This is a genomic window from Candidatus Nitrososphaera sp. 86-2 (genome assembly GCF_056726185.1).
This window is the reverse complement of the sequence record NZ_JBWZON010000001.1, coordinates 2,396,656-2,420,782: the sequence shown is the minus strand read 5'-3', so window position 1 is coordinate 2,420,782 and position 24,127 is coordinate 2,396,656. Positions and strand designations below refer to the sequence as shown.

Below are 24,127 nucleotides of genomic sequence, written 5' to 3'. Positions count from 1 at the left end.
AGGTAACGACTCACATGAACATGGGAAGTGGTCAGTTACGGCATTTCCACCAAGTCCCATTTCCCATGTTCTTTTAGAAGAATAATATAGTTGCGAACGGCTCAGAGCTAGAAAGCCATCATCATTACCGTTCTGCAGTAACAGTGCCTGTATTTCCTGCACGCTCACTGATAAACGTTAAGAACCATGCGCGGCAAAGGTGTTTGATTGAAAAACGGACAGGTTGCCAGGGCGCTGCGCGACATCGGCTTTCTGACGGAAGTGGAGGATTCAGAGAACGCTCAGTTCAAGTCGCGCGCCTACTACAGGGCGGCAGACGCCATCGAGGCGCTGGAGCAAGACGTTTCTGGAATCTATGAAAAGGGCGGCATCAATGCATTATTGGAACTTCCGGGCATCGGAAAGGCAATCGCTGCAAAAATTGAAGAATACCTAAAGGCCGGCAGGATAAAGCACCTTGACGAGCTGAAAGAAAAAATCCCGATAGATATCAGCCAGATTGGCGCCATAGAGGGCATCGGTCCAAAGACGCTCAAGGCTATCTATCAAAAGCTAAAGGTGACTGACCTGAAAGGTCTTGAAAAAGCCGCGCTTGAAGGCCAGCTGAAAACCGTGCCGGGAATCACGGCAAGAAAAGAGCAGGACATCCTGAAGAAAATAGAGTTTGCAAAAAAGAGCGGAGGAAGGAGCGTGATAGGCGAGGTGTGGCCACTTGCCAAGAAGATAGAGGCGCGCCTGAAGGGACTTGAGGGAGTAAAGCACGCGGCCCTTGCAGGCTCGGCGCGCAGGATGAAAGAGACCATAGGCGATCTAGACTATATCGTGTGCGCGTCAGAGCCGGAAAAAGTCATGGACTTTTTCGTGAAAATGCCCGAAGTCGAGGAGGTAAAGAGCAGGGGTCCGGCCAAGGCGTTTGTGAGGCTGCAGGGCGGAATTGACTGCGACCTTTTGGCTGTCCCTGGGGAGAGCTGGGGCTCTGCTCTTCTGTATTTCACCGGGAGCAAGGAGCACAACGTGGAGCTTCGCAGGATAGCGATTGCCAGGGAACTGCGCCTCAACGAGTGGGGCATTTTTGCTGATGAAAGCAAGAGAGTGGCCGGCGCAAGCGAGGAGGATGTGTACAGGGCCCTCGGGCTTGCGTGGGTGGCGCCAGAGATGAGGGAAAACACCGGCGAAATAGAACTTGCCATAAAAGGCAGGCTTCCGAGTCTGATAGAATACGGCAGTTTAAGGGGCGACCTGCAGGTGCACAGCGACAACAGCGACGGTACTGCGACCATTGAAGAGATGGCCCTTGCAGCAAAAGAGTTTGGCCTCGACTATATCGCCATCACCGACCACACAAAGAGCCTTGCGATGGCCGGCGGCCTCGACGGGCAGGAGCTTTTGGACCAGGCGCAGAAAATATCAGAGATAAACGACAGGCTAAAAGGCGTCAGGGTGCTTGCGTCTGCCGAGGTCAACATCGGCAAGGACGGGTCGCTTGACATAGAAAACAACGTGCTCGACAAGCTGGACATCGTGGGCGCCGCCATACACTCCCACTTTGGTTTGTCAATAGAGGAGCAGACCGCCCGTCTAATAAGCGCCGCAAAAAACCCAAGCGTGGACATTATCTTCCACCCGACTGGCCGGCTCATCAACAGGCGCGAAGGATACCCAGTCGACATCGCCCGGCTGACGGACGTGGCAAAGGACACAGACACGGCGCTGGAGATAGACGCGCACTACAACCGCCTCGACCTCAGGGACGAGTACGTCAGGACGGCTGTCAAAAAGGGAGTCAAGATTACGATAGACTCTGACGCGCACCACCCCCTCCATTACGCGTTCTTGCAGTTTGGGATAGGGCAGGCCCGGCGCGGGTGGGCTACCGCCGCGGACGTCCTCAATACCCTGCCGGCCGACAGGCTCCTTGCGGCGCTCAAGTAAACGATATATCAGGAGTTTAGGTAGGTAAGCTGTGCGCTCTACTCTGGAAAAGGACGACAGGCGGACGAGAAAGATATTTCTGGGCGTCTTTTACGTCTGCGCCACCGCTATGGCGCTTATAACGTTCTACGCCATGTACGTCAGCCTTGACGAGTACCAGAGGACAGGCAAGGTCATAATCGGCAAGGTGCTCGTCGACACAGAGTGGCCGGTCCCCGGCGTCGCCAAGCTGGTGACGTACCTCATGATAGTTTCCGTGCTCGCATGGTACTGCGTTGTGAGGCTTGGAGGCGACAAGGTGAGCAGCATACCAAAATGGCTCAAGTCGATACTGCAGATTATAGTGCTGATAATAGCAGTCGTGGCGCTGTACGAGTTTGTTTACAACTTTATCATCTGGAACTCGCTCATAACCGCTGACGCGATAAAGGGCGTGCTTGACTTTGACAACAAGAGCGTCCAGTATCCCAACCCCGAGACGCCGTGGAACCTGGTGTTTGCGACCAAGATGTCCCTTGCGGCGTTTCTCATAGCGGCCCACGGCTTTTACACCATGTCCAAGCCGGACAGGCGCGACCAACTGCTACAATAGCCACTCTTTCAGCCTGCTTTTCTCAAAGTCTTGCTTTTTCTCGTAGTTCTCTGCGGACGGCGGCTCCAGCCTCACAGCCGGCCCGCCTTCGTGGTAAAAGTCGGCCTCGACAAAGCCGGCCATATTGCTGCCGACTTCCATGAAGCAGAATCCCTGGCCGTTATACGCCGCGGATGATGATAATGACGTGGGTGCGGAGTTTACCTCGTCGATTATCTCCTGCGCCACGACCTTGGCCTGCCCCTCTGCAAAGATGCCTGCCTTGGGCACCGTGACTGCCCCGGATTTTACCTCGGCCACGTCGCCTATTGCAAACACGCAGGGGTGACCGGTGCGCAGGGTGAGCCTGTCGACAGGCACCCACTCGCCCGCAGCAGCCGCAAGGCCGGAGGTCTTTATCACGTCGGGCGACCGGTGTGGCGGGACGCCGGCAAGAACGTCGTACGGTGCCTTTTCGCCGCTTTCAAACTCGATCTCGCCGTCCCTGACTATCTTTGGCTTGCAGTTTGGATGGAAGGAGATGCCGTACTTGGCTATCATGTCCACCACCTCCTTGCTGACCTTGGGGCCCACGACGGGGAGCGCTATTGGCGCCGGCACGTACATGTTCACCTGCACGTTTTTCCTGGTGCCGTTCTTTTCCAGAATGTCGCTTATTATCATGGCAGCTTCGTACGGTGCCGGCGGGCACTTGTAGGGCATACCCATCACCGACAACGCTACCCTGCCCTGCCTTAGCGCAAGAAGTTTCTCGCGCAGCGGCTGCACCTGACCTGCGTCGTACAGGTTGTAGCCCCTGCCCACAAACCCCTCTATTTTTTCAGGAGCAAGCTCGGTTCCAAGCGCAACCACCAGGTAATCATAATCAACCCAGCCGTGTTCTTTGGCCTGCACCCTCTTTGCGGCAACGTTGATCTTGGTCGCTTCGTCGTTGAGGTACTCTATTCCCCGCGCGTTCAGGCCGGCAAGAGGCGCCTGCGGCTCGTCGGGCCTCCTGCTCCCAGCAAGTATCCAGAGGTTGACCAGGCCCATCATGAACGACTTTTTCCTGTCCATGACAATCACGCGGTGGTCCTGTGAGAGGCCCTTTCGCAGCGCGTTTGCGCACGCAAGGCCGCCAAAGCCGGCGCCGAGGATGACTATTTGCTTGCCCATAATGCCAGTAAACAGGTCGCGTTTGGTAAAAACCTTTTAGCATAGTACCTGCACTAGATAGTGCGCACGATGAAAGAAACGGTCGCCGAAAAAATGCAAGATGCGGCCCGGTTTACGTACGACGATGTGGCCCTTGAAAAGATGCAGCGCCGCTTTTCCAGCTATGACGACCTGCTAAGGTACGTCAAGCGCTACGGTATGCACAGGCACTTTGAATGACGTCAGCGCTCTTGCGTAGTCGGCCTCAGCATTATCTCATTTACGTTGACGTAATGGGGCGAATCGACAGCAAACAGGATGGCGTTTGCGATGTCCTGCGCCTTTAGCGACTCCATCTGCTTTGTCGACTCGACGAATTTTGCCAGCGACGCGTCGGTGATGCTGTTGTTGAGATCCGTGTCGACTACGCCCGGCTCGATGCAGGTCACACGGATGTTGGAGCGCTGGCTGAACTCTTGGCGGAGGCCCTCGCTGAAGGCAGTCACGGCGTGCTTTGTCGCGCAGTAGACGCTTCCCGCCGGAAAGACGACCCTGCCGGCGATGGAAGACATGTTGACAATGTGGCCGGATTTTTTGGTCATCATGTGCGGTATAACGGCGGCTGTGCAATAGACCACTCCCTTTAGGTTGACGTCTATCATCCTGTCCCACTCGTCGACCTTCATGTTCTTGAAAAACGAAAGTGGCATAAGGCCGGCGTTGTTGACTAGGATGTCGACTGAGCCCCACTTTTTGACCACGGCATCGACAAAAGAGTCGCACTCGGCTTTCTTGGTGACGTCCAGCTTTTGCACGAACGCCTCGCCGCCTGCCTTTTCAATATCTGCTTTCAAAGCGTCAAGCTTGTCCGTGCGCCTTGCGCCGCCGGCAACCTTTGCCCCGGCCCTCGCCAGCGCAAGCGCCGCCGCCTGCCCGATGCCGCTGCTTGCGCCTGTGACTATTGCAACCTTGCCCTTTATCATATTATGAGTGCTGTGATGCAGGATTGTCGTAATATGTGTTAGGCCGAGTTAGACGATCCGTAAGGTGTGTAGTTCTTGTGGCCGGCAGTCACAAATGGACATCACGTGATTACGGACCGACGGTGTACGTCCTTTAATTGATAATACCTATCAACTCAAGTTAGCTTTTTGCATATTGCACGTTTATCGACAGATAGTATGATTCTTGCTTTCTTTCCTTTTGTTTTATAGATAATTTGGTTACTTGTGTTGATAAATATACAGTTTACACAACACTGACTTGCCATGAACATGAAACGAACTTCCATGATAGCAGGCATGTCAGCCATTGCAGCAGTCATTATTTTTGGCGCTGCTGTTGCAGCCTCGCAGAAAAACGTGCAGGCACAAGTAAACCAGAACGAACTCTTTGTAGCGCAAAAGACCGGCGAATCCGCGCCTGACCCGCTTCCGGGACACTCTATGCACCAAGCCGTGCTTGCCTTGCCACCAAGGGACGACGGGATGATATGGGACGGCGACGTCACCTGGACAGCATCCCAGCCAGTAGAAATAGTAGTGCTACATCAATATAACAGCACAGGTGTTGACGACTCGCACGGCGAACCGCTAAATGCGCCATTTGGAGACGGCAAGGTTGCAATCTCGCTGTACAAAACAAACAGCAACACGCCGGCGGCCGGCGGATCAACGCACTTTACTGGATCAGCATTTGCCTTCCACACGCTTAGCGGCAAACCCTTTACCGTGACGTATTCTGTCAAGGCCACCGCCTTGCAACCAAGCGGCTAAGGCCGCTCATCTTTTCTCTTTTTTTTAAACTAGCGTGTGCTGAAAAAGGCGGAGCAGAAAATCTATTACGATCCCGGCTGGTATGCAAAGCATCCGGATGGGTTATAACATAGAGCTTGCAGACAGGCTCCGCGCCATGCTTGCAGGCCGCAAAGGTTACAGCGAGAAAGAGATGTTTGGAGGGCTGTCGTTTATGATCAACGGCAAGATTTGCGTTTGGATACGCGGCGACGATCTTGCGCTCCACGCAAGAGCCGGGCGAAACGAAGAGGCGATTGCGCCGCTCCACGCAAGGCCGATGTACTTTGCTGGCAAGCCGATGAAGGGTTTTGTCTGTATAGCCCCGGCGACTGGCAGAAAGACGCGGTATGGACAAAGTGCGTCGAAATGAGCATCGATTGTGTTTCCCCCGCTGCCGCCGGCAAAAAAAGCGCGGCCGCGCGGTCGAAAAAAAATAGAACAAAGGGACGAAGAAGCTAGCTAGCGCTCCGGTTCCTGCTGTTGCTCCTGCTCTCCCAGGATTTCGCCCGACGAAGTCGCTATCCTGCCGATGAACCCCATCACACCGCCAAAGACAATGTGCAGCGCAAGCGAGCCGGCGAGGATCGTGCTTGAGAGCGCGATTAGTCTTGTCGCAAGCGAATACAGCGGCGCCTGCGGCCCCTGCGCGACTATTCCCTGCAGCATCGGTTGCACCAAGCCAAAGTTCAGCGGGAGAAACAGCACCGCCCACACTGCCACTCCGGTGATGACGCCCGTCGCAAGGCCCTTGGGCACAGAGCTGATGTGCAGCTTTTTCACAGAGTTTGAGATTATCATATAGATTATGCCTATCACCGTGGCAGTCACCATGTGCATGAGAAAGCCGATGTAGACGCCGGCGGAAGGTTCCTGCCCCAACGCCATGCCTATCATCTTGTAAAAGGTGCCTGGCGGAGTCACCAAGGTCGCGTCCACAGCCAGAATCAGCCCAAATATTGCCCACGCGGCGGCCTGGCCTGCGGCTATCCCGGCCTTGACAGAGTCAACTAGGGTTGCTGAATTGATCCTTGTTAACTGCATGTAGTATGTACGTGCTTCAAATATTTTAGGGTACTTACCCGTTTAGTTGTAATATATCATAGACAATTTTGATACAAAATATTTTTATCAACAAATAAACAAAAAATGTGTAAAAATTTTATCAGGAGTGTTTCTGCTCTTCTGCCGGCTGGATTTTCTGCTTCCTTGCCATGAACAAGAGCAGGCCACCAAACATCGCAAGCAGGACCGCTATTCCTTGTCCGCCTCCGAGCGGTATGAGCACGATGTATGCGATGGAAAATGCAAAGCACACGAACGCCTGCATCAAGTAGACATATAGCTGGCGCAGGCCGGTCTTTTTTGCGGCGATGCCTATCGCAAAGAACGCGGCAGTCGGGTAGACTGTGTAAAGCACAAAGTCGACAATGTCAACGCCGTTGTGCGTCAATTGTAGAGAAAAGTATGCAGACTGGGTATTTAATTTTACAGCCGGGCGTGCACCTGCACCGCCGCGCCCGACTCTATGAACGAGCGCGCGTTTTCAAGCGGGAGCGTCGCCACGTCCTCCTGCTGGAACGGACCGTATTTCGTCATGTCTACACCCACGAACTGCTCCTGCGCCCGGACAAAACGCACGATAATACGCTTTTCGCGCACGCGCCCAGATATCGCCTCAAGCACCTTTGGCCTGCCTTTTGTGGCTGCAGCGACCACTTCGTCCAGCCTGTCCTGTGCCTCTTGCTGCCCATCAAGGACGTATTTCTCCTCGTCAGTCAGCCTCGAATAGTCAAGGGGCTCGCTGCCTTCGTGCACTTTGCGCCGACGCACCTCAAAGAGCAGCCTCGCGGAGGCGGAAAGGAGCTCCACCATGCGGTCCCGCACCTTTGCCTCGGCGCCATCAAACCCCTGGCCCTTTAGGCTGGCAAGCGATGCGGCGACTTTTTGGTAAGTGTCCGGCTCGAGCTGCTGCAGAGCAGGATTTTCTACCTCCTTTTTGAGAAGCTCGTAGATGTGCTTGAGTGATATGTCGCCCTCGTTTTCGCTCATTTTTGATCGCCGGCAGGCACATAGAAGCCTTAAATTATAGGATTCTTGTGTCCTACTGGAAGAGAGGTTAGCTGGTTGCCTTATAAATTAATTGACGGTAAGATAGTCCCGTTAACATTTACTGCAGAGGACGTGATGAAGCGCCTCAAGGAGGACAAGATAAAGTTCATCGACCTCCAGTTCACCGGCCTCTTTGGCAGGTTTCACCACACAACGATGGACGCCAAGATGTTCCGCATAGAAGACTTTACAGACGGCCTGCCCAAGGTGGACGGCTCATCCATCAGGGGCTTTACCGAAATCCACGAGTCCGACCTCATAATCAGGCCGGACCCAGCTACCTATGCGACCATTCCGTGGATAGAGCAGGCGCCGACGGCAAGGCTCATCTGCGACATTTTGAGCGGAGGAGCAAAGAGGGACATCTTTCCCCGCGATCCCCGCGGCCTTGCGAAAAAGGCAGAGAAGTACTGCTCCGATCAGGGCTACGACACTTCGTACTGGGGCCCGGAAGTCGAGTTTTTCGTCTTTGACAAGCTGGAGGTAAACACGATGACTCCGTACCGGGGGCAGAGCTACCACATCACGTCCAAAGAGGCGCCGTGGTCAAGCGACAACGTCGGCTATGCCCTGCGCCTGAAAGACGGCTATCTGCCAAGCGCGCCTGGCGACACGCTCATGGAATACCGCAACCAGTGCGTCGACGTGCTTTCCAACAACTTTGGAATCGTCTGCGACGCGCACCACCACGAGGTGGCGACTGCCGGCCAGTGCGAGATAGACATACGCTTTGACACGCTGGTGAACGCGGCCGACAGCGTCCAGAGCTACAAGTACATAGTAAAGAACATCGCGCAAAAGCGCAACATGATGGCGACGATGATGCCGAAGCCGATTGCGCTTGACAACGGCTCGGGTATGCATGTAAACGTCAGCCTCTGGAACAAGGGCAAGAACCTCTTTTACGATTCAGAAGACGATTACGCTGAAATGTCGCAGACCGCACGCTATTTCGGAGGCGGAATAATGGAGCACGCGCAGGCTCTTGCCTCCATAGTCGCGCCCACCACCAACTCGTATCGCAGGCTGGTGCCCGGCTACGAGGCGCCCGTGTACGTGGCATGGAGCACCGGCAATCGCTCTGCGATCATTCGCATCCCGGCGCACTACAAGGGACAGAGGTTTGCCGCAATGAAGAGGATAGAGTTCCGCGCGCCGGACCCGTCGTGCAACCCGTACCTCGCATTCTGCGCAGTCATGGCCGCCGGCCTTGACGGCATCAAGAAAAAGCGCGACATCGGCGACCCTGTGAACGAGGACATTTTCAAGATGACTCCAAAGCGCAGGCGCGAGCTCGGCATCACGCAGCTGCCGGCCTCGCTGCGGCAGGCGTACGAGGCGCTTGAAGTCGACAGTGCGTTCCTCAAGCCGATACTTGGAGACGATACGATTGAAAAGATAATCGAGCACGAGGAGAGGGAGAACGTCGAGGTCTCGGTGAGGCCTCACCCCCACGAGTTTGCGCTGTACGCCGACGTCTAGGCATTCGCTCACCTGAAGGGAGCCCCTGAAGCACATCCTTGAGATGAAGGCGCGCATGAGACGCGCCCAAAACCGCTTCAAAAACAAGCGATAAGAAAACGTCTCGCCAATACACACTGTGAAACAACATGCGATAATTTCGGCTGCCGCGGTTGCATCGGTTCTTCTTTTTGCCGGCTTTACTGTGCAAGTGGCACACGCAAACCAGATGGATGCACTCATGCTCCCTGCGCAGGATAGCTCGCAGGTGCAGTTCATGGCGCTTCGCACTATGGAGCTGCGCTACCCCGAAGGTAGCTCGCTTGGCGAGATGCTTGCCGGCAAGGTAGAGAGGTTGGAATTTTCCGTGCAAGGCAAGGACGCGCAGGCGGTAGTCGACGCGCTGAACAGGGCGGCGCAGGAAAGGTCAAGCCCGCTAAAGCTTGAAAACACGACGGTGGACTATGTGGCAACGGTAAAGGGCTATTCCGACAGGGCGCAGATGTCGTACAAGGTCGATGTCAGGGCGCAGATGAGCAAGTACGTGCTGCAAAAAGAGCAGGACAGTGCGCCGGCGATCCTTGACCTTGCGTGGCGCAGCCTGTCCGTGCAGGGTCCGGTCAGCGTTGCGACAGAGCGCAACGGGATAATAAACGTCAACCAGCCGGCCGGCGCGCTCGACGCGATGGTGCCGGGGCTTGCGGGCAAGCTGGCGGGCGCGGACAAGATCATGCAGGAACCTCTGCTCAACTTTGCCCGGTTCAGCCTGCTGATGAAGCAGTGGCACTTTCTCTTTGACGTGACGGGCGAGCAGCTGAAGAACTATGGCGTGTTCAGGCCGGGCGAGGGGGCGACGGTGTCGGTATACTCGATAGGCGAGAGCAGCTTCCGCGAAGGCAAGTACGTGCCGGAAGAGATGGACGCCACGATTGACGTGGACGGCTCGCAGGTAACAGTGCACGCAAGCACGCCACCGCCAAGCGGGCAGGTGACCATCGCCGGCTATGCCAAGGCGGAGGAGCAGAACGGAGTCGAGTACGTGACTGCAAGCAGCAAAAACACGCCGACGCCCGTGCTGGGCTTCCAGCTGCAGGTGCTGATGGCCCTTGGAGGCATGATGGGTGCAATAGCGGTGTTTGTGCTGGTAAAGGCGCGGCGCTAGTCAGTCATCATCATCATCAATACTTCCACTCTGGGGCGATGCCGTTCCACCACGCCCGGTACGGCCGGGCGTCGGCGCCTATCTCGCCCTGTATGCGGTTTTCAATCGCAAAGAACATGTTTTCCATTGCGTCCGCGCCGCCGTCGGCCGCAAGCTCTCTGCCTATTTCGGCGACGCGCCCTTTTTTGCCCTCAACATCAGTAGATGGGTTCTGTATGCAATACGTCAGCAAATCGTACAGCTCTTCTTCCAAGTAGGCGTCCAAGCTAGTCCACCCTTTTTATGATGTGGTAGCCAAACTCGGTCTTGACCGGCTCGGACAGCTGGCCCTTTTCCAGCTTGAACGCGGCCTGCTCAAATGGCTTGACCATCATGCCTTTTGTAAAGTAGCCAAGGTCGCCTCCGCGCTTGCCGGACCCCCTGTCCTGCGAAAGCTCTTGCGCCAGCTTGGAAAAGCTCTCGCCCTTTTTCAGCCTCTCTAGGACGGCAAGGGCCTCGCTCTGCTTCTGGACAAGTATGTGCGAACACTTGATCTTGTTTGACATGGCAGCAGGAAACAGGCGCGGGGCGGGAATTAACCTTTGCCCCTTGCCCGAAATCATGATATAAGCGCCAGCAGGCGTAAACCTATGTCAGAAGACACGTCGCCGGCCGCGCCAGGTGAGGCGATCCCTTTTCCCACGCTTACAATATTGTACCTGCCAGCAGAGGCGGCAGCAGTAGTTGAGGACGTGAGCCAAAAGTACCCCAACATGACTATCGAGGACTGCGCCGGCTTTTTCCACGGGAACCAGCGGCTTTACAAGAAGGTGACAATATGGAGCCAGGGCATCGACAGCTTGTGGATGGACGCGGTGATAGCAAGGACGAAAGAGCTTGCGTCGGTAGAATTCGTCAACGTCGTTGCCGGCGGCATGATGCACATACTGTAGTTAGAGAGAACAAAAAATGGAGGCCCGGGGCGCCCGGGCTTTTCTTTTTTTTAGCGTATCGTGTACGCGATGCTGACGCTTGCAGAGACTTCCTGACCGCCGACTACTATCGGGGTTCCGGTTGGCCCGAGAGACGGCGCGGTAAAGGACAGGCCAGGAACAGGGGCCGAGTCGATTGAAATTATGTTCTGCACCCCGGTTATCTGTACTCCTAGTTTTGCGGCTATCGTGTCGGCCTTGGCTCTTGCGTTGCCTATGGCGTTTTCAATAAGGTCGGACTGGATCTTGGCCATCTTTTCGCTTGAAAATACAAACTGGACGTTGTCGACCCTGTTGGCGCCTGCGTGCACCGCAGCGTCAATCCAAGAAGAAACATTGCCGGTGTTGGCGCTTGACACCGTGAGTGAATTGGTCACCGTGTAGCCCTGGAGCGACTGGACATTTCCGCTCTGCGTGTAGTTGTATATCGGAAAGATGTTGAAATACGCCGTGCTAGTCTCGTTCTTTTGCACTCCTACTTCCTTTAGCGCATCAAGGACGTTGTTCATGGCCTGCGAGTTCTTGGCAAGGGCCGCGCCGGCCGTGGCATCCCTAGTCTCGACTGCAAAGATGACGATGGCCCGGTCAGGGATTGCCTTTGCGGAGGCGGTGCCAGAGACCAAAATAGTGTGCTCAAGGTTGCCTTGCTGCGGCAGTAGTGGTGGTGACGGAATCACTTGCGCAAACGCGTTGCCGTAAATGTTGCCTGTCGTTGCAAGAAATACAGCGGCGACTGCTGTCAGCCCAATGGCAAGCGCGCCGTTTCTGCCCAAAGAGGGTGCAAACATGTAAAGCATAGACAAGGATTTTTGATAAGTCTTTTGAACAAAAATTCTGTAAGTCGCGTCACTTGATCTCGTACAGCGCGACTGACAGCTTGAATGCAAGGCGCTCGTCGGTCGCCTGCGCGAGTGGCACGGCGTGCCTTTGTGCCTCCTCCTTGAAGCGCAGGGCGCTTTCGCGGTAGGCGTGGGTCTTCATCGACCTTGCAGTGTCTAGCCTGTCGGCAAGCTTGACGCAGCGCGCCTCTTTTGAGCCCTTGGCAAGCTTGGTGAAATATTCGTCCAGGATTTTGTCGCGCCCTTGTTCATGCTTGCTTGGCCGGGGCTCTGCGACTGTGCGCACCATCTCTGCGACCCTGTCGCCACATTCTTCCCTCACCTCCTGCTCCTGCACACCTTCGAGTGCGTCGTGCAAGAGCGCAGCAGAGGCAACGTCGATGTCGCGCATCTGCAATTCCTCTGCAAGTATGAGTGCAGTCCGGAGCGAGTGGTTCACGTGCGGCTCGTTGTTGTCTATAAAGTGCTCCTTGTGGGCCTTGGTGGCAAGGGCAAAGGCCCTCGTCAGCCTGACGACATCGTCGGTGTTATCCTCAAAATGCTTCAAAAGGCGCGCAAAGCCGGCCTTAGTGAAATCGTTGAAACTCTGTTCCACGACAGTGAGCAGTATTGACCCTTTATAATGTGATTCGGCGCTCGCCCGGCGCACCAAGGCCTAGTTTCGTTTTTAGAAATGAACGGCTGCCAGGTTGCGGGGTTGCCTTCGTCGGTGTGCGGCCCGTGGATCTTGCAGGTTTCAAGGTGCGCCCATTCATGGTTTATGACCTCTGAATTGTGATCTGCAATCGCGTATCCCTTGTCGATCCACGCCTTGCCCAGAAGGAGGCTGTAGTCAAAAGTGGATGGGACGGTTGAATACGTCTTTAGCCAGAGGTTCCATTCTCACCGGTCCGAGATCAGTGAGCCGGCTTTCTTGTCGGCTGTCGACGAAAGGTCGTACACAAAGACAAACATGTCATTCGGGTACATGATCCTCAGGTTTTTCACGGTGCGGTCAAAGGTCAGCAGGCTGACGTGCGGAAAACACGACACTTCAAGGGACGAGTTGGTGTACGGGGCATATCCGTACTTGTTCAGCATTATGCCCTGCCTGAGTTCCCACGCGCTTTCGTCGGTGCACAAAGGCTTGGTTATGAACACCCGAGTGTGGATGTCCTACTGTTTTTCTGCGGCCGCGCTGCCTGGCGGTTGGAAGGCCAGGACTACTATCATCATTATCAAAAGAAGAGATGTAGATATTGTTGCTGCGCCTGTTTTTTTTCTCGACATGTGCTTCGGACAGGCTGCCGGCAGAATTATCCGGGTGTATGTTTCGCTGAACGAGTAGGCTGCAGGCGCGAGGGCCGGCCAGGCTGCAGGACAGTACGTCCCGTAAAAGACATAATAATGCTGAAATACACACCTGCTTCAGATCTTGGCTGACAGCAAAGGCTACTATGCCATACTTGGCGTGCCAGAGAGGGCAAGCCAGCTAGAGATCAAAAAGGCGTACAGGCGCCTCGCAAGGAAATACCATCCCGACAGGAACGGCATGTCTCATGCCGAGGACATGATAAAAAAGATAAACGCGGCGTACGAGGTCCTGTCTGACAGCCACAAGCGCGAGCTGTACGACAATTCGAGCTTTGGCGACGTGGCCACAGAGCCGGCGGCGCAGCAACAGGAGGCGCCCGTGCAAGAGCCGCATCAGCACGTACAACAAGAACATGCCGAGTATGCAGAGCACGAGCAGCATCAGCCCAGGGCGAAAAAAGCCGAGGCAAAAAAGGATACTGATTTTTACAGCGGCCCCACGTACATAGAGACCCCAAAGAGCAGGTTCCACATAATCGTCGAGCCGTCGCTTTGCATGGCGTTTGGCAGCTGCGAGACGCTTGCGCCAAAGGTGTTCGTCGTGGAAAAGAACAAGCGCGTCAACCCAAAGGCGAGGGTCGAGTCGGAGGCCGGCGCCGACTACGAAACGATTCACGCGGCGGCGCAGATGTGCCCCACCAAGGCCATCAGGATAATAGACAGGTACACCGGCGAGCAACTCTTCCCATAACTTAAATTGCAGAACGAGACTGCGTGTACCTCATGAAGCTTTACTGCGTCGGTTGCGGCCCCGGCGACCCTGAGCTCCTGACAGTCAGGGCCGTGAATCTGATAAAGGGCGCAGAAGTGATATTTGCGCCGACTGCAAGGGAGGGCAAGCCCAGCATCGCGCTTTCGGTAGTCGAGCAGTACGTCGACAAGGCTGCCAAGTCAGTCAGCCTGGTTTTTCCCATGGTAAAAGACAAAGAGTCGCTCAAGGACTATTGGGTGCGGAATGCCGGCGAGATTGCCTCCGCAGTCAGGTCCGGAAAAAAGGTCGTCTACCTGACGGTGGGCGACCCTGCGCTCTATAGCACGTGGATATACATACACCGCGAGCTGAAAAAGAGCCACTCGGATGTCGAGGTGGAGATAGTGCCCGGAGTGGCTTCGATATTTGCGATTGCAAACAAGGTCAAGATAAGCCTGGCAGAGGGCGACGAGACCGTGGCTGTCGTCCCGGCGTGCTATGACATGGAACGAGTAAAGAGGACTGCCGCGGCATGCGACACCGTGATTTTCCTAAAGGACGGCAGGTACTTTGACAACGTGATTTCCACGCTGGGCGAGGCTGGATTTCCCGACGACGCGTCTCTTGCCATAGCGCAGGACGTAGACTCGAAAGGCGAGATCCTTGAAATGACGACGCTTGCAGAGCAGCGCGGCAGGAAAGGGCCGACGGAGAAATACTTCTCGATAATGGTGGCAAAGAAAAATGCAAGAAAGTAAGACTGTGTATTTCGTCGGCTCGGGGCCGGGCGACCCGGAGCTCATCACGCTCAAGGCAAAAAAACTCGTCGAGCAGGCAGATGTCATCATCTATTCAGGCTCGCTTTTCAACCCCAAGAACTTGGAATACGCCCGCAAGGACGCCGAGTTGCACGATGCGGCTCTGATTGACAGGGAGAAAATCTACCAGATACTCCGCGACAGCGCCCTTGAAGGCAGGCTTGCAATCAGGTTCCACGACGGCGATCCCGCGCTCTTTAGCACCATCCGGGAGCAGATAGACAAGCTTGAGGCAGACGGCATCACGTGCAAGGTGGTGCCCGGGGTGACTGCAATCCTCGGCGCGGCCGCAGACCTAAAGCTGGAGGTGACGCTTCCAGGCATCACGCAGACTTTGATAATAACGAGGGCGGAGCTCCGCACGCCGGTGCCCGAACGCGAGGCCATATCAGAGCTTGCCAAGCACGGCGCCACGATGGCGTTCTACTTGAGCGTGCACCTGATAGGCGACGTAGTAAAAGAACTGCTGAAAGGCGGCGTGTACACCGAGCAGACGCCGGCGGCAGTCGTGTACCGGGCGACGTGGGAGGACGAAAAGATAATCAAGGGCACTCTTTCCGACATTGCCGAAAAGACGAAAAAGGAAAAGATAATCAAGACCGCGCTGATCATCGTAGGCGACGTGATTGCGCCCAGGAAATACGAGCACGCCAAGGTGTACGACGCCGGCTTTACCCACGGCTACAGAAAGGCAGAAAAGTGAAAGATGTAGGCAGACGTTTCTGCCATAATAATAACGAGTGAAAAGTGATCCCGGCAGCTAGAAATGCTGTGTCGTCTCTGGAATAAATTGAAAAAGGAAAAAGAGAGGAGGGTTTTAGGCCTTTTTCGCCCATGCAGTCACGGTTATGGTGCTTATTGCTGCGCCAGCCCCGCCGCAGACCATGGCCATGATGATGCTCTGGTCCAGCATAGGCCATATGGCCTTGAGGTACTGCCCCACCGCAGGGGTTGCGAGGTAGGCCATGAAGCCTATCGCAAAGCCAACGGCCGCAAATATCCCTATGATGCCTGCTCTTGAAGCCATCATGCTCACCTACTATTGCTGGTGTCCCTCCGCGGACACTCTCGCGCTTCCGACAGGAATAGAGGGGAACTTGTCCGTCACCCTCTGCTCCGCGACGGCAGACGCTTCCATCATTATCTGGTCTATGTCGCCTCCTGAACCTTGGTTTATCTCGACTCCCATGCCGCTTCCCTGCAGCGAGTCCATCATGATGCCGCTGAGCAGGTTCTGCATGTTGCCAATCTCGGTGTCCGCGCCTGGCATGAACCGTGTGAGCCCTGACTTTAGGCCCTTTATTGAGGCCATCGCCGGGCCAAGTGCCACCATCGCGTCTCCAAGGTCGTGCACAGTGGACAGTCTCATCTGCACCTGCTCGATTGCCATCTTGGCGTTTCCAAGAGTCTTTGAGATCTTGCGCACCTCTGCAAGCTCGTTTGAGAGGACCTTTGCAGTGTCAGCGTCGTGCCTCTGCATCGCGTCCACCACCCTCCTGAACAGTGAGGCGTCCCTCTCGTTCATCTTGGTGATCATTGTGTCTAATTTTGATGTCTGCAGCTGAAGCTTGTTTACAGCCGTCTCGATCCTCGGTTTCAGCGGTCCCTGAGGTCTCAGGGTCTCCCTCAGTTTATCGCTGGCCGAAGCCTTGCTTTGATTGCTCCAGTTCTTGTCGAAGCCAGTCATGGATTGCCATGCTGTTTTTCGTTTTTAATTTCGGGTGTATAATCCGGTAAACCGGCAGGTCAGCTAGCAAGCAGCGTTGTTGAGACGCATGTGTTATAGAGGAAAAATGCAGTCAAAAACTACATTTTTGCACCGGGAACATCGCAAAAAAGAGGCGACGACGCGCTCACGGGAGCGGGTTTATCTCCCGGATTGTAAAGTTGGAGAAGCCCATCGTTGCAAACTCGCTTCTTATGTAGACCGAAAGCATCGGCTTTTTCGACTCGCTGCTGGCGTCTACGTACGAGTGTATGAGCTGCAGCGCGGGGTCCACGAGGGATTTGCACGGCTCCATGCCGACCCCAAAGTTTGTGCCGTCGTCCACGAACTCGGTCATGTTCTCCCATTTGCCGCCGTTTGCGCCGAAAGTCATGTCCCGGTACAGCTCCAGCTTTACCTTGGTGTCGTTGTCCATGTTGCGCAGGACGTACTTTATGCCCACCCATGTGTCCTTTGGAAGCTCGCTCCAAGGTTGTTTGGGCGCCACCTCGGTGTAGCCGTTTGGCAAGTGGTGGGCTATTTCTTTGACAAACGCCCACTTGCCATTGTCCAGCGCCACGCCGCCGTAGCCCCTGTCGTCGCAGAGGTTGATGTTTTCGTCGGCGTTCGTACCGTGGTTGGTCCGTGCAAACAGCTCCGGCCCGGAATAGTCCACAAGCTGCGTCTCGTTCACCCTCTTTACGTACACCGTTATCTCTAGGTTCTCCGACCACTGCCTCACGTTGGCAGGGTCGTGCACGTACATCCTGGTATAGTTGCCCGAAGCAGTCAGCGTGCCCGTGCCGTCGACGGTGTAGGTGCTCTCGCCATGGTCCGTGTCAAACCAGCTGTCGTCAGGGTCGACTTCGTTGCCTATTGTCCGTGGATTGCCATTGTCCCAGCTTGACGACCATTCCAGCCCGCCGGCGGCTGTGGGGTAAAGCTCGGCGACGCCAAACTTGTCTGTTGTTATTGCTGGGGGTGATGATAATGAAGGCGAGGTGGGTGGAGAAGGGTTTGCCACAGGCGCGGCGGTCATCTGACTTGGCACCTCGGAAACCTGTATTGGCATGACGTACCACTGGCGGCTTCCATCGTCGTCAATCACGCGCGCCAGTATTTCATGGATTCCTGGCTGCAGCATGCGGTAGTAGTATGTCCATGCCGACCAGTCGCCGGGCGAGGCGGGCTTTGCAGGCTCGTACGGGGTGTTTTCCGTCCTGACTTCGACGAGCTTTATCTTGCTGCTATCATTATTGTTGCCATAAGAGCCCGACGATGACGCCTGGCCGTTTATTATTATCGCCATGTCAGATGCGGCAAGGCCGCTCTTGTCGCCTGTAGACGGATCTATTGTTATCGAAGGCGCGGTTTTGTCTTCTTGTAACGCAGAAGCGGTACCTGCAGAAAGAAAAGGCAATGCAAGCAGCATTGCAGACAGGGCGGCAGCAAAAACGAGCCGCTTGTGGGTGTCATTGGGGCCTAGCCCGATTATTTGGCCGACGGTGCCGGATCGGCGGCCTGTTGCTCTGCTTCTAGAATGTCTCGGTGGGTTTTCTCTTCCCCTGTTTTTGCGGCCCATATGCTCTCTGCGTTCCGATTGCCGGATACATGTAATGTATATCAATGAACACGTCAACGGCGCATGAAATACCGGAACTTTTCGCCACGCTCTGCGAACGCGGGCAGGACTGTCTCATTCTTGCGCAAACGGCGGATGCCGCGCCCATCTGGGCGGAGGGATTCGGCGGGCCTCTTCTTCTTTTTTGCGTCAGAGCGGCAGGCGCATTACTTCCTTGGTGGCCACAGAGCCCCACGCGCCCATGCCGCGGCTATTGCCCGGCTCGGCAGGACCGGTTATGACGCTCACCATGATCTCCTTTGCCGCCATCGGCGGCCACAGCATGGCGACGTACTCGCCGGTGTTGCCGGCCTTGTCCAAGGACGCCATCTCGGCGTTCTTGAAACCCGCGGCCGCCAGCTTTGCCTTCACCGGCTCTGCCAAGTTGCGCTGGCCGTGCACAATCACATAGACCTTTTTAGTGCCATCTATCTGAGACATGGCTCTGAATCGTGGTTAGGACTATAAACGTGTTAGTGTCCCGGTCAGGAGTCGTGATAGTAGCCGACTCGCACATGGCAATGGTGCTCCCAGACGACGTTTCAGAGCGCATCTCCGAGTTTGTCGCAGGCAGGAGGGGCTTCCCGTTCATCGAAAAGGGCGAGCTTGCGTGCGTCATGTACCTGTACGGCAGGTCGGCCGGCGTCAGGCATGAAGAGGAGGTTGCCGAGGCGGCGGGGCTTGCCCAGCGTACGGCAAGGCAGGTGTCAATTGATATAGACAGTTACCTCAACAGCTCTGCAGGCAAGCTCGACTCTGAATACATCAGGAGCAAGTACCTAAACCGCGGACTCCAGCTTGCGGTGGAGAAAAAGAGCGGTGCAGGCAGGCTCGCAGGCGATCCGGCAATCATCTCTGACTGCTTTGCGCAGCACGTCGCATTCTACCGGCAGGACTACTTCTTTGTCCTGTACGGGCCGCTGAAGGAGGGCGAGCTGACGGCCGACATCCGGGGCTCACTTCTGGGCAGGATGGTGATGGTATGCTACAACAGGAAAAGCGAACAGGAGCTTGGCTCACACCCGCTGATACCGGTGTATGTGTGGTTCAAGGGACGGACGCAGCAGCAAAGTAGCAATATATAGCGAAAGTGCGTTTTTGCGCGTGTTGCAGGAAGAAGGGCCTCGCGCTCCGGTGGTCAGGTTCTCCGAGTTTCTCGGCATGGGCTATTTCGGAGACGAGCGGCAGGACGTTGTGGCGCCGATATTTGACTCGCGGCACAACGCCGAGAAGGGCTGGTCGAGGGTCATGGAGATGCACGGCGATTTGCCGGTGTTTCACGCGGCGTTCGTAGAGCACTCTGCCAAGTACGAGTTCATCGCATACCCGCTTTCCATGAACCCGGCGCAGATAAACTATGTCATCTACAGGTCGTTTTCAAGCCTCGCGTCCCTGCACAAGTTCAAAGAGACGCACGACGGGCGCACGTACATCAAGTTCGGCTGGCAGGACATAACCAAGCCGCAAAAGTTTGACGTGCTTGCGCAGTACGCGTTCGTAGACGCAGTCGAGTTTCTGGCGGTGCAGGACGTCAAGCCGGGGACGATGATTGACAGGATAAGGAAAAACGATCTTTAGCTGTTCAGGGCAGTAGGAGAATTATAATGAATAATGCTGCTGCCGCAAATAGGCAAGCTGGCAGGACGGATGTTGAGAAACTTTAGCAGCCCTGCCCCGGCATCCTGGCTTGGGCCGAAGCCGGGATAGTAGCTTATCCGGTTGTTTGGAAGGAGCCTGCCTGCGTCATCGTGCCAGGTGCCATGTATTGCAAGGTGCCTTCCTTCGTGGTATATCGTGGCCGCCCACACAGGCGAGAACGCCGTATTTTCAGAGACGTTTGCCCAGCCGTCTACCGCGCTTGCGCGGTCGGCTCCAAAGCGCATGGAAATGTAATCCGTAAACTGCTTTTCAAGCGATTGCTGGTACACAAAGATGTAAAGCTCTTCGATATTTCCCGCCTTTTCCTGTGCGGCCTTGCGAAGCGCAGGCACCGTCACCTGCTCTATGTACTGGAAGGTGTTTGCATCTTTTTTGACCAGCCCATCAAAGCATGTCACATCATAATCCTTTGGAAAATATTGCTTGTTGCCTTCAAGGTCTGGAAGCAGCATCCCCTTTTTTATCAGCTCTGCAGAACACCCTGTGTCATCAGTGACCACGAAAACGTTCATGTGCTGCTCGGGAGCTCTGCAAGCATATGCAGCTGGCAGATTATTGATGACAATAATAATTGCAGCAACCACGCTGGCCAGCGTTGTCGTGATTGCCCTTGCGTACACAAAACATAGGTCCAGTCCTGCATACAAAAGAAACTGGACTTGATCTGCAACAATATTTGAGAAGAATTCCCTATGATAATGCTCTAGGTGAAATTATGTATGCATATTTGGCACATCATCGAGATCTCTCTCTTCTAGTCGAACCCGCCATCAAGCCTTGTAAATGAAGAGAAGGGTTAGGCCCGCCCAGCTGAAGCGTGAATGTTTTTGCTGGGCGGGAGGTGATTTGAGACTTGCTGGTAGATGCCAATATGCCAGACTTCCTGGAAATTAGGCAAGCCTAATTAGGTTAGCCTAATATTTAAATGGTCTTTCGATTGGCACTACAGAGAATGTTAGAGACAGCGCGGGGGATTAATTGCAACAGTCTACCGCGTTATGATGATAACGATGACGAGCCGGCAGGACATGAATCAGGTGCTTGTGCTTTTCTTTGAGAAACAGGATGCACTCCAAGAGATCCCGCGCCTGCGGTTCGGTCAGCATCGACAGAAACCGCCTCTCGATGCCATGCTCCGCCAGCATGGCCCTGACCCGGACGTCCCGCGGCGATCTTGTCGTCGGCATTGTCTACGATAGAGGCGGATGGTTGAGTATATCAAAGTATAGCGTGAATATTAGGTGCATTGTCCCGTACCAGCGAAAAATAGAACAAAACCACAGAGGCTTTCCACTGCAAAGGGGCCCAAAAGGCGCTTGTGTAGGCATGGCCGCATCGAAAGCTTGCGCGAGCCGCAGTTGCATCGAGAGAGCAGGCATCACAGCCGAAAGGTCATTGCGCTATGCCGTGACGTGGACTGTTATCTGGGTCCAAGTTTGTTTTCCCGCATTGTCGGTCGCCTTGGCAATGATGTCGGTGCTTCCGGGCTCTGACGGCATCCGGATGGTTTTCGTCCACTCCTCAAAGTCGTTGTCGGCGGATGCGGCGCGGTACGAGGAATCCGTAGTCCTTACCTCCACCGACTCTATTCCCGTGTCGTCAAGCGCCCTGCCGGTGACTGTAACCGTCGAGTTTGCCGGGAACGACGTGCCGTTGCCCGGAGTCAGTATCCTTTCGTACGGGTTTGACATGTCAGGCACGGTCGACAGGTCGGGGTGGTTGTTGTCAAGTGCCTGCTGGAACCCCGCGAAAGAGAACCCCTCGACTCGGGCAGTCTTGATAAACTGATCCAGCTCGGTCATTGCCACTGAGTTGACCTCGTTCTGCACCTCTGTACCCTTGTATTTTGTAAAGTCCTGCGGGTGCAGGGTGAGAACCGCATAACCCTTGTCCTGTATGTCCGTGCGGATGGCAGACATTATTTCGCCAAGAGGGCGGAGGATCTTCACCTCTCCGACCTGGTCCGCAAAATTTATCGTCTGCGGCATGTGCGCAATGCCTGGAAATAGCGGCGACTCTCTGGGCGCCGCCGGAAAGAGGTCCGTCTCGTCGGAGCTTATGATGTTCATGCCTAGCTGGTCCATGGCGTTTAGCGTGTCCTCGTTAAAGTTGTTGTAGGGCGTGGCAAAGACATCCGAATCAGTGCCAAGCACGTCTGCGAGCTTGGCCTTGGCCTGCATCAGCGTGCTTTTCTGCTCTTCGAAGGAAAGGGTAGAGTAGTCGACGTGGTCCCAGCCGTGGATAACGTACTCGAATAACCCTGCGTCCCCGCCTTCGCGGACCTTCGATACTATCGCCGAGTCGTTGCCGAATTCATTCATTATAATTGCAGTCGAGGTGTGGACCTGCTCGGAGATCAGTTTGTCCAGGACGGCAAGCTGCACGTCTCTCACCCATTCATCCTGTACGTCGTCCAGGCGCATCACTATGCAGTTGCAGCGGTCGCCGCCACCTCCCCCTCCTCTTTCGCCGTTGCTGCCGCCCCCGCTGTCATCATTATTGTTATCATCACCACCACGGTGATGGTGTCTGCCGCTGCTGCTACTACTGTCGCGTTCGCCATGGTTGCCGTCGTCGTCGCCGCCATTGTGGTGTCTGTTATTGTTGTCGTCGTCGCTTCTGTCCTGTATCCGGACAATGTCGGCTGCGGGCTCGCCTGCGCTGGCAACAGCGTGCACGACGTTTCCTGTCCTGTCGATAGCCTTGGAGGCAGGCCCCTGTGCAAACGCGCCGGGCATGGCCGCGCTCATGGCAAGCATTGCAGACAATAACACTGCAAAGGCAAGCGGGCGTCGTGAACCAAGCACACGGAAAGACGCGGATTTGAGAGTTCTTGAAAAATGAGCAAGGCTGCCAAAAATAGGTCTAGGAGGCATGTTTTCTTGTTATTATTATGCCGCGGATAACTGTATATTGTTCACCAGTAGGGAAATCAGCAGAGAGGTTTCCCACACCCGGCTCTAGTAGAATTTCATATAGATCTGGGAAAAATCTTATCTATACCCCAGAAAGCCGAGATCAGGGTATATACACCATACAGCAAAAAGAGATATGCAATGCAATAGCCAGGCTGCATGAGAACGTCCTTGCGGTGTTTCTAGTACAGGACGGGTCGATAGTGGAATGGAAGGCCCGGCCCAGCACGAGACTGCCAGGGCCTCACGGGATTGAAGGTGTGATAACGCAGAGGCTCGTCATGATGTCGCTTGCAAAAAAAACCACGAGACGTTCCTTGGCAGGCTGCACTACATCATTGGCCGCTATGACGACTCGGACATACGCTGTTTGACTGTGGCCTAGACGAAAAGTCCATGCTCGTGGTGAGAGTGAAAAGGTCGTACAGGATAGAGGTGCTTGCAAAAAAGGTGGCCGGCATTCGGACCTAGCGCAATGAGAACCTACATTAATAACCCCACCTGACGAACAAATCCTGTTGACCAACAATCCCGTAGCGGTTTTCGACTCTGGCATAGGCTCGCTTTCCATAATACGCGAGCTGAAAAAGGCAGTGCCGGCAGAAGACCTGCTGTACTTTGCTGACAGGGCGCACTTTCCCTACGGCAACAAGTCGCACCAGCAGCTCTTGGAGATAACTGCAAGCACTATAAACTACCTAAAGCGCTACAAGCCCAAGCTCGTTGTCATGGCGTCAAACACGCCGAGCGTGCAGGTACTCGAAGAGGTCAAAAAAAGGGTAGGGGAAATGCCAGTGATAGGCGTCCGGCCGCCCCTCAAGGAGGCCGTCAGGCTGACCAAGAAAAAACACATCGGAATAATGGCAAGCGCGGGGACCGTAAACAGCAAGGAGCTTGAGAACCAGATACGGCGAGAGGTGCCGCAGCACATACTCGTGACAAAGTTCAACGCGTCGCCCATAATAGAGCTCGTGGAAAATGGCGTGCATCTTGAAAACGAGCGCAGGACGTTTGACGTGGTGTCTAGGGTGCTTGGCGACGGCGTGGACGAAAAGATAGACGTCATGACACTTTCAAGCACGCACCTGCCGTTCGTGAAAACTTACCTCAACGCGCTCCTGCCCACCGTCAGGTTCGTCGACCCTGCGCAGATGGTCGCCAAAGACGTGAGAAAGTTTTTGAACTTTTACAGGATGGCCAAAAAGAGCGGCAGCGGCAGGTTGCAGATCCTAGTCTCGGACGGCAAGCGCGAGTTTGAAAAGTCAATCCGCGCGATGGGCGTGAGAGAACCCGTGGAAGAAGTGTTTTTGACGTTTTAACGATATTTTCGAGCGCACGAACGGCACGCTCAGAGAAAGGGTAATGATGC

General features: G+C 55.1%; 32 protein-coding genes and 1 pseudogene. 16 read left to right on the top strand and 17 right to left on the bottom strand.

The annotated features are described in order from the left end of the window. Positions 1-207 precede the first annotated feature (207 nt). Entirely contained in the window at positions 208-1,932 is a 1,725-nt protein-coding gene (polX, locus tag ACYOR7_RS14205) for a DNA polymerase/3'-5' exonuclease PolX (RefSeq protein WP_479914368.1), read from the top strand. Positions 1,933-1,963: 31 nt separating this feature from the next. Further along, on the top strand, positions 1,964-2,524 hold the full coding sequence (locus ACYOR7_RS14200) for a hypothetical protein (protein WP_479914367.1): 561 nt from the start codon (positions 1,964-1,966) through the stop codon (positions 2,522-2,524). On the opposite strand, the gene ACYOR7_RS14195 is transcribed toward ACYOR7_RS14200, so the two are convergent. Then, complete coding sequence (locus tag ACYOR7_RS14195; protein WP_479914366.1) at positions 2,516-3,679, bottom strand: NAD(P)/FAD-dependent oxidoreductase; 1,164 nt, start codon at positions 3,677-3,679, stop codon at positions 2,516-2,518. The genes ACYOR7_RS14200 and ACYOR7_RS14195 overlap by 9 nt on opposite strands. 69 nt (positions 3,680-3,748) lie before the next feature. Between ACYOR7_RS14195 and ACYOR7_RS14190 the strand changes: the two genes are divergently transcribed. Next, positions 3,749-3,898: a hypothetical protein gene (locus ACYOR7_RS14190; protein ID WP_479914365.1), complete on the top strand. Its 150-nt coding sequence runs from the start codon at positions 3,749-3,751 to the stop codon at positions 3,896-3,898. A gap of 2 nt (positions 3,899-3,900) precedes the next feature. Here ACYOR7_RS14190 and ACYOR7_RS14185 read toward each other — a convergent pair whose 3' ends face one another. Further along, positions 3,901-4,641, bottom strand: a complete 741-nt coding sequence (locus tag ACYOR7_RS14185; RefSeq protein WP_479914364.1) for an SDR family oxidoreductase — start codon at positions 4,639-4,641, stop codon at positions 3,901-3,903. A gap of 291 nt (positions 4,642-4,932) precedes the next feature. Between ACYOR7_RS14185 and ACYOR7_RS14180 the strand changes: the two genes are divergently transcribed. Further along, a complete protein-coding gene (locus ACYOR7_RS14180) occupies positions 4,933-5,433 on the top strand; it encodes a hypothetical protein (RefSeq protein ID WP_294804927.1) in 501 nt (166 codons plus the stop codon). Positions 5,434-5,530: 97 nt separating this feature from the next. After that, positions 5,531-5,824 carry a TfoX/Sxy family protein gene (locus ACYOR7_RS14175; protein ID WP_294804929.1) on the top strand — a complete coding sequence of 98 codons (294 nt, stop codon included), beginning with the start codon at positions 5,531-5,533 and terminating at the stop codon, positions 5,822-5,824. Between the two features lie 89 nt (positions 5,825-5,913). On the opposite strand, the gene ACYOR7_RS14170 is transcribed toward ACYOR7_RS14175, so the two are convergent. The 3 genes from ACYOR7_RS14170 to ACYOR7_RS14160 form a co-directional block, all read right to left on the bottom strand. After that, positions 5,914-6,495 carry a hypothetical protein gene (locus ACYOR7_RS14170; RefSeq protein WP_294804932.1) on the bottom strand — a complete coding sequence of 194 codons (582 nt, stop codon included), beginning with the start codon at positions 6,493-6,495 and terminating at the stop codon, positions 5,914-5,916. A gap of 121 nt (positions 6,496-6,616) precedes the next feature. After that, complete coding sequence (locus ACYOR7_RS14165; RefSeq protein ID WP_294804934.1) at positions 6,617-6,904, bottom strand: hypothetical protein; 288 nt, start codon at positions 6,902-6,904, stop codon at positions 6,617-6,619. Positions 6,905-6,939: 35 nt separating this feature from the next. Then, the gene (locus ACYOR7_RS14160) at positions 6,940-7,503 is read right to left on the bottom strand and encodes a DNA replication complex subunit Gins51 (protein WP_479914363.1); all 564 of its coding nucleotides are present in this window, start codon (positions 7,501-7,503) and stop codon (positions 6,940-6,942) included. A 135-nt stretch (positions 7,504-7,638) separates the two neighbouring features. Here ACYOR7_RS14160 and glnA point away from each other — a divergent pair, with 135 nt between their 5' ends. Continuing rightward, a complete protein-coding gene (gene glnA, locus ACYOR7_RS14155) occupies positions 7,639-9,045 on the top strand; it encodes a type I glutamate--ammonia ligase (protein WP_479914488.1) in 1,407 nt (468 codons plus the stop codon). A gap of 190 nt (positions 9,046-9,235) precedes the next feature. Further along, positions 9,236-10,186 carry a hypothetical protein gene (locus ACYOR7_RS14150; RefSeq protein ID WP_479914362.1) on the top strand — a complete coding sequence of 317 codons (951 nt, stop codon included), beginning with the start codon at positions 9,236-9,238 and terminating at the stop codon, positions 10,184-10,186. A 16-nt stretch (positions 10,187-10,202) separates the two neighbouring features. On the opposite strand, the gene ACYOR7_RS14145 is transcribed toward ACYOR7_RS14150, so the two are convergent. Further along, a complete protein-coding gene (locus tag ACYOR7_RS14145; protein ID WP_294804942.1) occupies positions 10,203-10,451 on the bottom strand; it encodes a hypothetical protein in 249 nt (82 codons plus the stop codon). Between the two features lies 1 nt (position 10,452). Further along, positions 10,453-10,731: a peptidylprolyl isomerase gene (locus ACYOR7_RS14140; RefSeq protein WP_294804945.1), complete on the bottom strand. Its 279-nt coding sequence runs from the start codon at positions 10,729-10,731 to the stop codon at positions 10,453-10,455. 84 nt (positions 10,732-10,815) lie between these two features. Here ACYOR7_RS14140 and ACYOR7_RS14135 point away from each other — a divergent pair, with 84 nt between their 5' ends. After that, a complete protein-coding gene (locus tag ACYOR7_RS14135) occupies positions 10,816-11,118 on the top strand; it encodes a hypothetical protein (RefSeq protein ID WP_294804947.1) in 303 nt (100 codons plus the stop codon). A 50-nt stretch (positions 11,119-11,168) separates the two neighbouring features. On the opposite strand, the gene ACYOR7_RS14130 is transcribed toward ACYOR7_RS14135, so the two are convergent. The 3 genes from ACYOR7_RS14130 to ACYOR7_RS14120 form a co-directional block, all read right to left on the bottom strand. Then, positions 11,169-11,945 (bottom strand): SIMPL domain-containing protein, encoded by a 777-nt coding sequence (locus ACYOR7_RS14130; RefSeq protein ID WP_479914361.1) that lies wholly within the window; start codon positions 11,943-11,945, stop codon positions 11,169-11,171. A 58-nt stretch (positions 11,946-12,003) separates the two neighbouring features. Then, on the bottom strand, positions 12,004-12,591 hold the full coding sequence (locus ACYOR7_RS14125) for an HD domain-containing protein (RefSeq protein ID WP_294804951.1): 588 nt from the start codon (positions 12,589-12,591) through the stop codon (positions 12,004-12,006). 287 nt (positions 12,592-12,878) lie between these two features. Beyond that, positions 12,879-13,118, bottom strand: coding sequence for a hypothetical protein (locus ACYOR7_RS14120; RefSeq protein WP_294804953.1), 240 nt, complete (start codon positions 13,116-13,118; stop codon positions 12,879-12,881). 292 nt (positions 13,119-13,410) lie between these two features. Between ACYOR7_RS14120 and ACYOR7_RS14115 the strand changes: the two are divergent. The 4 genes and pseudogenes from ACYOR7_RS14115 to cobM all read left to right on the top strand — a co-directional run. Then, positions 13,411-13,644 (top strand): annotated as a pseudogene (locus tag ACYOR7_RS14115) (DnaJ domain-containing protein); the annotation flags it as partial. A 201-nt stretch (positions 13,645-13,845) separates the two neighbouring features. After that, positions 13,846-14,040, top strand: a complete 195-nt coding sequence (locus tag ACYOR7_RS14110; RefSeq protein WP_479914487.1) for a ferredoxin — start codon at positions 13,846-13,848, stop codon at positions 14,038-14,040. A 32-nt stretch (positions 14,041-14,072) separates the two neighbouring features. Beyond that, the gene (gene cobI / locus ACYOR7_RS14105; RefSeq protein ID WP_479914360.1) at positions 14,073-14,798 is read left to right on the top strand and encodes a precorrin-2 C(20)-methyltransferase; all 726 of its coding nucleotides are present in this window, start codon (positions 14,073-14,075) and stop codon (positions 14,796-14,798) included. Next, positions 14,785-15,561: a precorrin-4 C(11)-methyltransferase gene (gene cobM, locus ACYOR7_RS14100; protein WP_294804959.1), complete on the top strand. Its 777-nt coding sequence runs from the start codon at positions 14,785-14,787 to the stop codon at positions 15,559-15,561. The genes cobI and cobM overlap by 14 nt, the downstream gene beginning before the upstream one ends. A 114-nt stretch (positions 15,562-15,675) precedes the next feature. Here the strand turns inward: cobM and ACYOR7_RS14095 are convergent, their stop codons facing one another. The 4 genes from ACYOR7_RS14095 to ACYOR7_RS14080 form a co-directional block, all read right to left on the bottom strand. After that, entirely contained in the window at positions 15,676-15,888 is a 213-nt protein-coding gene (locus ACYOR7_RS14095) for a hypothetical protein (RefSeq protein WP_294804960.1), read from the bottom strand. A 9-nt stretch (positions 15,889-15,897) separates the two neighbouring features. Beyond that, a complete protein-coding gene (locus tag ACYOR7_RS14090; protein WP_294804962.1) occupies positions 15,898-16,545 on the bottom strand; it encodes a Snf7 family protein in 648 nt (215 codons plus the stop codon). Between the two features lie 166 nt (positions 16,546-16,711). After that, a complete protein-coding gene (locus ACYOR7_RS14085) occupies positions 16,712-18,145 on the bottom strand; it encodes a hypothetical protein (protein ID WP_479914359.1) in 1,434 nt (477 codons plus the stop codon). Positions 18,146-18,334: 189 nt separating this feature from the next. After that, positions 18,335-18,625 (bottom strand): hypothetical protein, encoded by a 291-nt coding sequence (locus ACYOR7_RS14080; protein WP_294804965.1) that lies wholly within the window; start codon positions 18,623-18,625, stop codon positions 18,335-18,337. An 11-nt stretch (positions 18,626-18,636) separates the two neighbouring features. Here ACYOR7_RS14080 and ACYOR7_RS14075 point away from each other — a divergent pair, with 11 nt between their 5' ends. Further along, entirely contained in the window at positions 18,637-19,269 is a 633-nt protein-coding gene (locus ACYOR7_RS14075) for a hypothetical protein (RefSeq protein ID WP_479914358.1), read from the top strand. A gap of 19 nt (positions 19,270-19,288) precedes the next feature. Then, entirely contained in the window at positions 19,289-19,762 is a 474-nt protein-coding gene (locus ACYOR7_RS14070) for a hypothetical protein (RefSeq protein WP_479914357.1), read from the top strand. Here the strand turns inward: ACYOR7_RS14070 and ACYOR7_RS14065 are convergent. The 3 genes from ACYOR7_RS14065 to ACYOR7_RS14055 all read right to left on the bottom strand — a co-directional run bounded on the left by ACYOR7_RS14065 (position 19,759) and on the right by ACYOR7_RS14055 (position 22,650). Continuing rightward, a complete protein-coding gene (locus ACYOR7_RS14065; RefSeq protein ID WP_479914356.1) occupies positions 19,759-20,343 on the bottom strand; it encodes a hypothetical protein in 585 nt (194 codons plus the stop codon). The two genes, ACYOR7_RS14070 and ACYOR7_RS14065, sit on opposite strands and share 4 nt — an antisense overlap. Before the next feature lie 474 nt (positions 20,344-20,817). Next, positions 20,818-21,030: a hypothetical protein gene (locus ACYOR7_RS14060; protein ID WP_479914355.1), complete on the bottom strand. Its 213-nt coding sequence runs from the start codon at positions 21,028-21,030 to the stop codon at positions 20,818-20,820. 213 nt (positions 21,031-21,243) lie between these two features. Further along, positions 21,244-22,650, bottom strand: coding sequence for a polysaccharide deacetylase family protein (locus ACYOR7_RS14055; RefSeq protein ID WP_479914354.1), 1,407 nt, complete (start codon positions 22,648-22,650; stop codon positions 21,244-21,246). A gap of 284 nt (positions 22,651-22,934) precedes the next feature. Between ACYOR7_RS14055 and ACYOR7_RS14050 the strand changes: the two genes are divergently transcribed. Next, positions 22,935-23,132, top strand: coding sequence for a hypothetical protein (locus tag ACYOR7_RS14050; protein ID WP_479914353.1), 198 nt, complete (start codon positions 22,935-22,937; stop codon positions 23,130-23,132). A gap of 144 nt (positions 23,133-23,276) precedes the next feature. Next, positions 23,277-24,077 carry a glutamate racemase gene (gene murI, locus ACYOR7_RS14045; RefSeq protein ID WP_294808274.1) on the top strand — a complete coding sequence of 267 codons (801 nt, stop codon included), beginning with the start codon at positions 23,277-23,279 and terminating at the stop codon, positions 24,075-24,077. The last annotated feature ends 50 nt before the right edge of the window (positions 24,078-24,127 follow it).

Coding starts and splice junctions, on each gene's coding strand:
- ACYOR7_RS14085 (WP_479914359.1), bottom strand. CDS start 18,145: ATGGGCCGCAAAAACAGGGGAAGAGAAAACCCACCGAGACATTCTAGA.
- ACYOR7_RS14160 (WP_479914363.1), bottom strand. CDS start 7,503: ATGAGCGAAAACGAGGGCGACATATCACTCAAGCACATCTACGAGCTT.
- ACYOR7_RS14175 (WP_294804929.1), top strand. CDS start 5,531: ATGGGTTATAACATAGAGCTTGCAGACAGGCTCCGCGCCATGCTTGCA.
- ACYOR7_RS14190 (WP_479914365.1), top strand. CDS start 3,749: ATGAAAGAAACGGTCGCCGAAAAAATGCAAGATGCGGCCCGGTTTACG.
- ACYOR7_RS14185 (WP_479914364.1), bottom strand. CDS start 4,641: ATGATAAAGGGCAAGGTTGCAATAGTCACAGGCGCAAGCAGCGGCATC.
- ACYOR7_RS14110 (WP_479914487.1), top strand. CDS start 13,846: ATGGCGTTTGGCAGCTGCGAGACGCTTGCGCCAAAGGTGTTCGTCGTG.
- ACYOR7_RS14090 (WP_294804962.1), bottom strand. CDS start 16,545: ATGACTGGCTTCGACAAGAACTGGAGCAATCAAAGCAAGGCTTCGGCC.
- ACYOR7_RS14080 (WP_294804965.1), bottom strand. CDS start 18,625: ATGTCTCAGATAGATGGCACTAAAAAGGTCTATGTGATTGTGCACGGC.
- ACYOR7_RS14060 (WP_479914355.1), bottom strand. CDS start 21,030: ATGCCGACGACAAGATCGCCGCGGGACGTCCGGGTCAGGGCCATGCTG.
- ACYOR7_RS14195 (WP_479914366.1), bottom strand. CDS start 3,679: ATGGGCAAGCAAATAGTCATCCTCGGCGCCGGCTTTGGCGGCCTTGCG.
- ACYOR7_RS14095 (WP_294804960.1), bottom strand. CDS start 15,888: ATGATGGCTTCAAGAGCAGGCATCATAGGGATATTTGCGGCCGTTGGC.
- ACYOR7_RS14135 (WP_294804947.1), top strand. CDS start 10,816: ATGTCAGAAGACACGTCGCCGGCCGCGCCAGGTGAGGCGATCCCTTTT.
- cobI (WP_479914360.1), top strand. CDS start 14,073: ATGAAGCTTTACTGCGTCGGTTGCGGCCCCGGCGACCCTGAGCTCCTG.
- glnA (WP_479914488.1), top strand. CDS start 7,639: ATGAAGCGCCTCAAGGAGGACAAGATAAAGTTCATCGACCTCCAGTTC.
- ACYOR7_RS14130 (WP_479914361.1), bottom strand. CDS start 11,945: ATGTTTGCACCCTCTTTGGGCAGAAACGGCGCGCTTGCCATTGGGCTG.
- cobM (WP_294804959.1), top strand. CDS start 14,785: ATGCAAGAAAGTAAGACTGTGTATTTCGTCGGCTCGGGGCCGGGCGAC.
- ACYOR7_RS14140 (WP_294804945.1), bottom strand. CDS start 10,731: ATGTCAAACAAGATCAAGTGTTCGCACATACTTGTCCAGAAGCAGAGC.
- ACYOR7_RS14180 (WP_294804927.1), top strand. CDS start 4,933: ATGAAACGAACTTCCATGATAGCAGGCATGTCAGCCATTGCAGCAGTC.
- ACYOR7_RS14170 (WP_294804932.1), bottom strand. CDS start 6,495: ATGCAGTTAACAAGGATCAATTCAGCAACCCTAGTTGACTCTGTCAAG.